The 10,291-nt window shown below is 70.6% G+C and carries 8 protein-coding genes; 7 read left to right on the forward strand and 1 reads right to left on the reverse strand.

From position 1 onward, the window contains the following. The first annotated feature begins 184 nt into the window (after positions 1–184). Genes D7W79_RS01060 through D7W79_RS01085 form a run of 6 tightly spaced genes read left to right on the forward strand, consistent with a single transcriptional unit; the run spans position 185 to position 6,703 of the window. The gene (locus D7W79_RS01060) at positions 185–1,078 is read left to right on the forward strand and encodes an ABC transporter ATP-binding protein (RefSeq protein WP_276375035.1); all 894 of its coding nucleotides are present in this window, start codon (positions 185–187) and stop codon (positions 1,076–1,078) included. Further along, positions 1,075–1,884: an ABC transporter permease gene (locus D7W79_RS01065; RefSeq protein WP_120523449.1), complete on the forward strand. Its 810-nt coding sequence runs from the start codon at positions 1,075–1,077 to the stop codon at positions 1,882–1,884. The genes D7W79_RS01060 and D7W79_RS01065 overlap by 4 nt, the downstream gene beginning before the upstream one ends. Next, positions 1,871–3,121: an aminotransferase class I/II-fold pyridoxal phosphate-dependent enzyme gene (locus tag D7W79_RS01070; protein WP_120523450.1), complete on the forward strand. Its 1,251-nt coding sequence runs from the start codon at positions 1,871–1,873 to the stop codon at positions 3,119–3,121. Before D7W79_RS01065 ends, D7W79_RS01070 begins: the two co-directional genes overlap by 14 nt. After that, positions 3,118–4,029 carry a nucleotidyltransferase domain-containing protein gene (locus D7W79_RS01075; RefSeq protein ID WP_120523451.1) on the forward strand — a complete coding sequence of 304 codons (912 nt, stop codon included), beginning with the start codon at positions 3,118–3,120 and terminating at the stop codon, positions 4,027–4,029. Before D7W79_RS01070 ends, D7W79_RS01075 begins: the two co-directional genes overlap by 4 nt. Further along, positions 4,026–5,717, forward strand: coding sequence for an alpha-amylase family glycosyl hydrolase (locus tag D7W79_RS01080; RefSeq protein WP_158616853.1), 1,692 nt, complete (start codon positions 4,026–4,028; stop codon positions 5,715–5,717). The genes D7W79_RS01075 and D7W79_RS01080 overlap by 4 nt, the downstream gene beginning before the upstream one ends. Further along, positions 5,714–6,703, forward strand: coding sequence for a nucleoside-diphosphate kinase (locus tag D7W79_RS01085; RefSeq protein WP_120523453.1), 990 nt, complete (start codon positions 5,714–5,716; stop codon positions 6,701–6,703). Before D7W79_RS01080 ends, D7W79_RS01085 begins: the two co-directional genes overlap by 4 nt. A gap of 5 nt (positions 6,704–6,708) precedes the next feature. Here D7W79_RS01085 and D7W79_RS01090 read toward each other — a convergent pair whose 3' ends face one another. Beyond that, positions 6,709–7,497: a hypothetical protein gene (locus tag D7W79_RS01090; protein WP_120523454.1), complete on the reverse strand. Its 789-nt coding sequence runs from the start codon at positions 7,495–7,497 to the stop codon at positions 6,709–6,711. A gap of 176 nt (positions 7,498–7,673) precedes the next feature. Here D7W79_RS01090 and D7W79_RS01095 point away from each other — a divergent pair. Continuing rightward, a partial coding sequence (locus tag D7W79_RS01095) for a PEP-utilizing enzyme (RefSeq protein ID WP_120523455.1) occupies positions 7,674–10,291 on the forward strand: 2,618 nt, incomplete at its 3' end.

Genomic DNA, 10,291 nt, shown 5'->3' on the forward strand with positions numbered 1-10,291 from the left:
GGAAAGACTCTCATTGAGACATCCGTGATGGGTTTGGCCGCCTCATCCTCGACGCGAGCTGCTGACGCTCGATGTCAGACCGCATCTGTAGAAGGTCATCCCGACGATGACTGACAAACACACTTTTCCTGAACAAGAAGCATTTCAGGATCCAATCAAAACACCTGGGCGTCTTCGTCAATCCATGGGGTCCGCGCACGGAACCGCCCTGCTCTCCGCGGAGCGGCTTTCCTTCGCCTTCACCCCGGGGACGCCCGTGCTCCGCGATGCCTCCCTTCACTTGAAGGCGGGAACATCCGTGGGGCTGCTCGGGGCCAACGGCGCGGGCAAGACGACGCTGCTGGGGGCGCTCACCGGCACCGTGCGGGGGACGACGGGAGGCTCGGTGCGGCTGGACGTGGGAGGGCTGCCCGCGCGCCGCGCCGTCGGGTTCGCGACGCAGGCCATCGCGCTCTACCCCGTGCTCACCGTGGAGGAGAACGTCGGGCACCTGGCCCGGCTGTTGTTGGGCCGCGGTGAAGCGAAGGCCGCCATCGCGAGGACCCTGGAGGAGTTCGCGCTGGGTCCCATTGCGCGCACCCGCGTGCATCACCTGTCAGGGGGGCAGCGGCGGCTCGTGCACCTGGCGGCGAGCTTCGTCCATGCGCCGCCCATCCGGCTGTTGGATGAGCCCACCGTCGCGCTCGACTTCGAGGCCCGCCAGCTGGTGGTGCGCCGGGTGCGCGCCTGGCGCGAGGAGGGCGCCGCGGTGCTCGTGACAGCGCACTACCCCGAGGACATCGAGGAGCTGTCCACGGAGCTGGTGCTGCTGCGCGACGGCAAGACGCGCGACCTGGGGGCGCTGGGAGCGGTCCTGTCGAACCAGGCACGCACGCTGTCGCTGCGGGGCGCGCGTCCCGACGCTTCGTGGGAGCTCACGCTCGCCACCAGCAGCCTGGAGGAGGTCCGCTCGAAGCTGGGCGAGGTCCCCTCCGATGTGCACCTGTCCGAGCTGCGCCTGTCCGGCAACCGGCTCCGCGACATCCTGCTGAGGGACCCGTCCCTGAGCGCCTTCGCCCGGGAGGCGGAAGGGTCATGAATCAAGACATTGCTTCCAGTGCCCCCTCCGCGCACAGCGGCGTGGCTGGCTTTGCCAACGTGGTGCGTTGCTACGCGCTGACGGAGTGGCGGGTGCTCGCTCGCGAGCGCACGGCCATGGTGTTCATCTTCATCCTGCCCGCGGTGCTCTCCGCCATCCTGGGCCCGGGGGTGTCCGGGCTCGACGCGGCCCCGGGCGCCATGGGCCGGGCCACCATCGGCTTCGCGGTGATGTTCAGCTACATGGTGGTGACCTACTCCGGTCACGCGTTCTACCGGGACTTCTGGTACCACACCCACGGCCGGCAGGCGTTGATCCGCCCCGCCCGGCTCGCGTTCGCCATGGGCAAGGTGCTGCCCGCGTGCGCGATGTCGTTCGTGCAGCTGCTGCTCTTCACGGGCTTCGCGGCGGTGTTCCTGGGCCTGCCGCTGAACGGCAACGTCCTCCAGGTGGCCCTCACCGGCGCGGCGCTGGTGACCAGCGGTTCGGCGCTGGGCTTCCTCCTCTTCGCCATCACGCGCAGCACCGCCACGCTCTCCAACCTCTCCTACCTGGTGCTGGTGACGTTCAGCGCGGTGGGCGGCGCCATCGTCGCCACCGAAGCCCTGCCGGGTTGGTCGCGCACGCTCGGCTACGCCACGCCGCACTACTGGGCCCTGCGCGCGCTCAACGAAGCCACCTTCGGCTCCGGCCGCTGGAGCGTCGTGCTCCAGAGCACCGCCGTCATCCTCACCTTCACCGCAGTCTGCGCGACCGCCGCGAGCCTGGCGTTCGACTTCAGAGACCAAAAACATGACACGACCTGAACAAGACACGGCGGGCCGCGCTCCGGCGCCCGTCATCCAACGGCTGCTCGGGGACCCGCGCGTGGCGCAGGCCCGGCTGGGCAAGCGCATCGGCCGCCTCCCCTACTTCACGCGGGTGGAGTCGGCCACCGGCCCCATCACCCGCATGGAGGGCCGGGACATCCTCAACTTCGGCTCCAACAACTACCTGGGGCTCGCCAACGACCCGCGCGTCATCGCCGCCGCGCAGGAGGCCTCGGCCCGCTGGGGCGCGGGCGTGACAGGCTCGCGGTTGCTCAACGGCAACCTGGCGCTCCATGAAGAGCTGGAGGACGCCCTGCGGCGCTTCTATGGCCGCACCGGCGCCATGGTGTTCTCCACCGGCTACGGCGCCAACCTGGGCCTGATGAGCTCGCTCCTGGGCCGCAATGACCGCGCCTGGGTGGACGACGAGATGCACGCCTCCGTCCTGGACGGGGTGTGGCTGGCGCGCGCGAACATGAAGCGCTTCAACCACAACGACCCGGAGCACCTGCTCGCCCAGGCGAAGGACGACACCGCCTCCGGCCTCTGCGTCGTGGAGGGCGTCTATTCCATGCGCGGAGACCGGGCCCCGCTGCGCCGGTTCCTGGAGGTGTGCCGCGAGACACGGCTGGCGCTCGTCGTGGACGAGGCGCACGGCCTGGGCACGGTGGGCGAGCGGGGGCTGGGCACCGTGGAGGAGGACGGCGTCGTCCAGGACGCGGACTTCATCACCATCACCTTCTCCAAGAGCCTGGGCTCCTGCGGCGGCGCCATCATCGGGGACAAGGCCCAGATTGAAGCGCTGCGCGTCCTCACGCGGCCCTTCCTCTTCACCGCCGCCAACACGCCGGCCTCCGTGGCCGCGGCGCTGGCCGCCCTGCGCATCCTCCAGGAGGACCCTGGGCTGGTGGCGCAATTGAAGGAGCGGGTGCGCTCGCTGCGCGAGGCGCTGATGGCGCGCGGGCTGCGGCCCCTTCCGTCGGACGGCCCCATCGTCAGCGTGGAGGTGGGCGCGGACTTCGACACGCTCCAGGCGTGGAGGCTGCTGTGGAACCGGGGCATCTACGCCAACCCGGTCATCCACCCGGCCGTCCCGGCGGGCCGCGGCCTGCTGCGCCTGAGCGTGATGCGGACGCATGAGGAGCAGATGGTGCGCACCGTCGCGGACGCGTGCGCGGACGTTTTCTCGGACTTGCAGCTGTCCCATGAGGGACGCGGGAAGGTGGCATCATGAAGCGCACACATCAGCTCTCCAGTGGTCAACCGCTCACCACGCAGACGCTTCGCGCCCACGGCGTGGACGTCGAGCGCATCCTGTCGGAGCTGGTCAGCGACCCCGCCTCGTGCGGCGTGCTGCTGACGGGCTCGCTCGCGGCCGGCAATGGCACTCCCAGCTCGGACGTGGACCTGATGGTGCTGGTGCCGCACCGCACGTCGCTCATCTCGACGAAGGAGGGCGTGCGCTTCAAGAACAGCCGCTTCAGTGAAGCGCTCCAGTACTGCGACGGCGTCGAGGTCAACATCGAGCTCGCGGAGCGCGGCCGCGTCGCGGAGATCATGACGTGGATGACGGCCATCGCGCCGGCGCTCTACAAGCCGTCCGAGCTGAAGTTCATCCCCATCATCGACGGCCCGGAGCTGCGCTTCCTGCACCGGCTGCGCACGGGGCTTCCGCTCCTCAACCCGAGCCTGGTGGCGAGCTGGCGCGACGAGTTCCTGGTGGAGCTGCTGCCCACCTACCTCACCGTGCGGCACTTCATGGAGGTCCACGAGTACCTGGAGGACGCCATCAGCCACCGCGCCGTCAGCGAGGAATCCAGCCGGCACGTGGCGCGCATCGCGGTGGAGGAGGCGCTGGTCTCCATCCTCGCGGCCCTGGGAGTGACGAGCGCGGCGCGCAAGTGGCTGCTCATCGAGTCGCGCAAGGCGATGGCCACCGCGGGCGAGGTGGACCGGGCCCTGCTGGCGGAAGGGCTCTCCATCCACGCGGACTGCGCGACGGGCCCGCTGGGCGAATGCTTCACGCGCATCGAAGCGCTCCACCGGCGCATGGCCCAGCGCATGGCAGCGGAGCCGGAGCTGGCGCGCGCGGTGGAGTTCCTCCAGGGCAGCATCACCTACGTCCTCGAGCACCAGGGATGAGCACGTCCGGGGACATGGCGATTCCCTCCGCGCTGGTGCGGTTGGGGGATGCGCTGGGACAGCTCTACGGGGCGGAGCGCGCGGAGGCGCTCGTCCGGGAGCTGGCCCTGGCGGCGGAGGGCGTCCGCGCGCGCCTGAAGCCCGGGCGCGCGGCGGTGGACGCGCGGCCCGCGGTCATCGCCGTGTACCCGGACCACGTGCTCGATGGAGGGCTGGCTCCGCTCGCGGCGTTGCGGCGCTTCCTTCTTGAAGAAGTGGGCGGCGTGGGGCCGGCCCTGCTGCATGTGCTCCCGCCCTATGTGTCGGACGGGGATGACGGCTTCGCGGTGGTGGACCACCGGGCCGTGCATCCGCGCCTGGGAGGATGGGAGGACCTGGAGCGGCTGTCGGAGGTGAGCGGCGGGCTGATGCTCGACCTGGTGATGAACCATGTGTCCACGTCGCACCCGGCGTTCCGGGACGTGCTGCGCGGGGAGGGCCGGCCCGGAGACTTCCACCTCTTCTCCGAGCCGCGAGCCATCGAATGGGGCACGCGGGTGCGGACCTCCTCCATCCTCCAGCGCTTCGACATGGGGACCCGCGCGGTCTGGGCGTGGTGCACGTATGGGCGCGCGCAGGTGGACCTGAACCACGGCTCGCCGGACGTCTTCCGGTCCATGGCAGGGACCCTGCTGCGGCTGGTGGAGGCGGGCGCGCGGGTCGTGCGCCTGGATGCCATTCCCCACGTGTGGAAGCGCATTCCCGGAGGGCCGCACCAGCCGGAGGCGAAGCTGCTGGTGCGTGCGCTGCGTGCCGTGACGGATTGGGTGGACCCTTCGGTGCGCCTGCTCGCGGAGACGGACCATCGCTCCGGAGAACGGTGCTACCTGGGCGAGGAGCTGGCGCAGCACGACAACCACCTCGCGGTGCCGCTGCTCGTCTTCGCGGCGGCGCTCGCGGGCGAGGGCGGCCCGCTGGTGGACTGGGTGAACGCGTCCGCGTCGGATGCATACGGCCGCGACGGCTACGCCTTCCTCCAGACGCATGACGGCGTGCACCTGCGTCCCATGGATCCGCCGCTCGATGCCCCCACCCTGCGGCGGGTGCTGGAGCGGCTGGAGCGAGCCGGTGTCCGGATGTCCCACGCGGACGTCGGGGGAGAGCCCCGGCCGTACGAGCTCAACAGCTCCCTGCATCGCATCTTCTCCACGGAGGCGGGGCTCGACGTCGAGCGCTACCTGGCCGCGCACGCGCTGCTCTTCGCGCTCCCCGCCACGCCCTGCCTCTACTTCCCCACGCTGTTCGGGCTGCCCGACGCGGTGGGCGTCGAGCCCTCCAACCCCCGCGCCGCGAACCGGCACCGCTACGCGGATGGCGCCCTGCGTGCGTGGGTCCGGCAGCCGGTGCACGCGCGCATCCTGAAGTCCCTGCTGGGCCTCATCCGCCTGCGCGACCGGACGCCGGCGTTGAGGGAGGACCGCGGCTGCGAGGCATGGCAACCAGCGCCCGGAGTCCTGCACCTGGCGCGAGGCCATGGCCGGCAGCCCCTGCACGTCCTGGTGAACTTCGGAGTGGAACCCATGTCCGTCTCCGTGCCGCTACGGGAGTGGAAGGACCTGCTCGGCGGGCGTCAGGGGCAGGGAGACGTCCTGCTCGCGCCCTCCGAGGCGCTGTGGCTCGTGGAAGCCGGAAGTGGAGACCTCACATGAGAAACGCAGCCAGTGTGTCCGACCTCGTGGAGTCCTTCGGCTCGCGGCCGGGGAGCGAGGAGTTCGTCTTCACGTTCTTCGACCCGTACGCCATCGGGCTCGGGCTCGCGGAGGAGGCGCTCGCGTTCCTGGAGGGCGAGGGCTTCCGCGCCGTGGACCGGCGCTTCGTCCAATACACGCAGAGCAGCATCGAGGCGGTCTACAGCCCCAACCGTCCCATCGCGCTCGACAAGACGTGGGCCGTCCCGAGCGAGGTGTACCTGCTGGAGTCCTCCTGCGCGCTCATCCTCCGCACGCCGGGCCGGTCGGCCTGCGCGGCGTTCAAGTCGCTCAAGGGGTCGGCGGATCCGCGCAAGCGCTCACCCCTCCACCTGCGCAGCCGGCTCCAGGCCCCGACGCGCGCGCTGAGCCTCATGCATTCCTCGGACGACACGCGCGCCATGATTGAAGAGGCCACCACGGCCTTCGACCCGCGCGAGCTGCGCATGCTCCTGGAGTCGGAAGGCCGTCCCACCCGGCGCGCGGGCTCCGCCATCCAGCAACTGCCGGGAGCCGTCGTGGGGCGGGCGTGGCGGCCTTCGCCGGTGGAGTTCCTGGTCCACCTCCGCCTGCGCCTCGCGGAGGAGGTGGAACTCGTCGCCCCCTGGCCGGAGGAGCTGATTGCGCCATGGCGCGAGACCGCGGACGAGCTGGCGGGGCTGCGCTCCGACCCTTCGACGTCCCGCGAGGTGTACCTGCGCGTCGTGGCCCGCGAGGCGGCGCTGGTGGACGATGCGGTCCAGGCGGGGCTTTCGCATCCGCGCCGGCCCGGGATGTTCGACTACCGCGTGGAGCCAGCGCTCGCCGCCACGGTGCTGGAGTTGCTCCACCACCCGGCGCTGTACCGCGAGACGGACCTCACGCGGATCATCGGTCCGCTGGGGGCGCTGGTCCGCAACGCCTACGAGCGCGTGCTCCTGCGCAGCGCGCTCCAGGAGTTCGAATGACCCCGTCACCCCGTCAGCGGCACGCGTTCGAGGACCCGGCTCTTGAGGATGAGGTCGTCGTGCGTGCGCAGGATGGAGAGCTCGGTCACGTCGAGTTCCACGATGGTCGTCTCCCGGAAGCGCTGCAGCACGCCGAAGAGCTCGTCCGCTTCGTGCACGTCCAGCTCGGAGTTGAAGCGCAGGTGGTCCATCAACTGGAGACAGCCGATGTAGAAGCCCGGGTGGAGCGAGTGGCCCAGGCGCGTCTGGACCTCGGTGAGGTGGTCCACCGGGTTCGGGCCGTCCGTCAGCTCCGGGTAGACGGGGAAGTAGATGCGGCCGTTCTTCTTGCCCCAGAACCAGCCGCCCTTCACCTGGATGCGGAAGCGGGGGAAGCCCTCCAGCCGCTGCTTCACGAAGGGCACGATGTCCGCGATGGGCATTCGCTCATGCAGCCCGTTGCAGATGGTGAAGTGGTGTCTGTATTTGCGCCGCTCGACGGTCTCCCAGGAGATCTTCCGCGCCGCGGCGGTCATGGCCACGGCGTTCATGAAGCGGTTGAACTGGGGGCTCTGGGCGAAGGCGCCGAAGTCCACGAAGCCCACCAGCGAGACGCGGGGCGCGCGGTAGGTGCCCAGCCAGTCGTAGCCGGCCTTGAGGTCGAACGGCACGACCTCCGGGTGGTCGGGCCGCACCAGCGGCAGCTGCATCAAGCGGTACTCGTAGGAGAGGACATGGTCCTCGGTCGGGCGGGGCTGAAGCTCATTGCCCGGGCGGCGATACGCCAGCCGTTCATCCGTGGCGAAGGTTCTCATGTATCGAATCCATCACACGTGGGCAGAGGCCACAATGCGATGCCGCGCACGCGCCATGCACCACGTCCGCTCGTGCGAGGTCTCCCGTGACAGCCCTGAACCGCGAAGCCGCGACGCTTCGCACCACCCCTCCGGTTGGAATTGCGCCTGACTGCCGCATCCGTGGCGTAGGCCCCGTGCACGCCTCCACGTGGGTCTGGGCCGAGCGCGTCCTGGACACGCTCGCCCAGACGTATGACGGCGTGCCGCTGACGCTCGTGTTCAAGGGAACGGTGCTCCCGCGTCCGCGCGCGATCCGCTTGAGGCTCCAGACCGCCTCCGCCGTCATCGCGACCTGGCGGGGCGAGTGCCGCTTCATCGTCGGAAGGACCCAGGTGGTGCGGGAAGCGCTGGAGGGAGAAGACCTGGACGCGGTGGCGGACAGGCTGACCCGGGCCGGGGACGTGTCGCGCTTCGAGCTGGAAGAGACCGAGGTCTCGAGCGAGCCCCTGTCCCCCATGGGCCGGCTCGTCCTGGGGGACAAGGCTCGCACGCTCGACATCCTGTCGGAGTTGCAGGGGCCATGGCGCATCTCCCCGCCGCACATCGTGCGGGGCGAGGACTGGGCCCGGGACCGGGACGCCGTGCTCCAGCGGGTGCGAGAGCGCTTCGGGGACGAGCGCGTCGTGGTGCGCTCCTCATGCTCCGCGGAGGATGCGTGGACCGAGTCGAACGCGGGACGCTTCCTCTCGGTGCTCGACGTGGACGCGGGAGATGCGGTGGCCGTGGGCGGCGCCATCTCGGACGTGTTCGGTTCGTACGGTCCGGGGGCGGTGAAGGAGAAGGTCTTCCTCCAGTCCTACGTCCACCCGGTGAGCGAGAGCGGCGTGCTGATGGCGCGGCATCCGGAGACGCTGGCCTCGTACTGGGTGGTGGCCTCGGACGTCTCCAGCGGGCGCACGGATCAGATCACCTCCGGCGCTCTGGAGAAGCCCTCCTCCGCGTACGTGGAGCACGGCGTGCCCCGGGGCCTGTTGCCGGATTCGCTCCGCCGAGTCGTCACCGTGGGACGTGAGCTGGTGAAGCTCATGGGTGTGGACGCGCTGGACATCGAGTTCGCGCTGGCGGGCGGTGACTTCCACCTCTTCCAGGTGCGTCCCATCGCCAAGGGTTCGTCGCAGCCGGAGGGAAGCGAGGTCCGCCGGGCGCTGCTGCTGGCGGATGCGTGCACGGAGCACCAGGCGCTGCTGCGGCCCCAGGCCCCCGTCGTCGGAGACGGGCCTGTCTACAGCACGATGACGGACTGGAACCCGGCGGAGATGATTGGCCGGCGCCCGCTCCCGCTCGCGAGGACGCTCTACGGCAGGCTCATCACGGACCGGACCTGGGCGGAGCAGCGCGCGGCCTACGGATACCGCGACCTGCGCGGCACGCCCCTGCTGCGCGACTTCGCGGGGCACGCCTACGTGGACGTCCGAGCCTCCCTCAACTCCTTCATCCCGGCCGTCACCCCGGCGCGTGTGGCGGAGGTCCTGGTCTCCCGGCAGCTGGCCCGGCTGGCCCACGCCCCCGAGCTGCATGACAAGGTGGAGTTCGAGATCGCGGACACGTGCGCGAGCCTCGGCCTGCGCGAGCGGCTTCGCAGGCTCTACGCGTCCTCGTTGGATGCAGGGGAGCTGGACGCCCTGGCCACCGCGCTGCGGGACATCACGCTCCACGGGCTTGCCGACCTTCCCGCGCAGGTGGAGCAGGTGGAGCGGCTGCGGTCCCATCCGTTCGCGCCGGGCTTCGAGGGCGGGCTCGGCCCCATCCTCGCGCGCCTGCGGGAGCTGGGCACCCTGCCCTTCGCGCACCTGGCACGGACGGCGTTCGTGGTGACCGCGCTGCTCAAGAGCTTCGTGCGCGAAGGCGTGATGGATTCGAGCGAGCAGCGCGACGTGCTCCAGCGCATCCGGACGGTGGCGGGGCAGCTGCAAGCGGACGCGCTCCGCGTGCGGCGAGGCGAGCTGGGCCTGGAGGCGCTCGTCGCGGAGTTCGGGCACCTGCGCCCGGGGACCTATGACATCCGGATGCCCCGCTATGACGCGGATCCGGAGCGCTACTTCGGCCCGCTCATCTCCGGAGCGGAGGAACCGTTCCGGCACGAGGCCCCCCTGTCCCGGAGCCTCCACGAGCGCCTGGGCGCGGGCCTGCGGAGCGCCGGCCTGTCGATGACCAGCGAGGTGCTCCTCGCGCACCTGGGCGCGGGCATCGCGGGGCGCGAGTACGGGAAGCACGTGTTCACGAAGACGCTGAGTGGCGTGCTCGAACACCTGGCGGCGTGGGGCGAGCCGTTGGGGCTGAGCCGGGATGACCTGGCGCACCTGTCGCTGGAGCAGGCAGAGACCGCGCTGTCACTTCCGCCGCGTGAAGCCCGTTCGTGGTGCCGTGATGCCGTGGAGGAGGCCCGCGAGCATGCCGCCGCCGTCAACCTCATCGAGCTGCCAGACATCCTGGTGCGCACGTCACACCTGCTCTTCCACGTGAGCAGTGGAGAGCAGCCCCTATTCGTCACCAAGGCGTGCGTGCGCGCGCCGGTGCTGGTCGCGGACGGACTGCCAGACCCGGAGCGGGTGCGCGGCAACATCGTGCTGCTGGAGCGGGCCGACCCCGGCTACGACGGGCTGCTCGCGCTGGGCGTCGCCGGCATCGTCACGGCGTACGGAGGCGCGAACTCGCACATGGCGGTGCGCTGCACCGAACTGCAGCTGCCCGCCGCCATTGGCGTGGGCCGGGAGCAGTTCCGGCGGCTGTCGGGTGGGCGGGTGATGACGTT

Origin of the sequence: Corallococcus exercitus, from assembly GCF_003611585.1 — a bacterium.
GTDB classification, from domain to species: domain Bacteria; phylum Myxococcota; class Myxococcia; order Myxococcales; family Myxococcaceae; genus Corallococcus; species Corallococcus exercitus.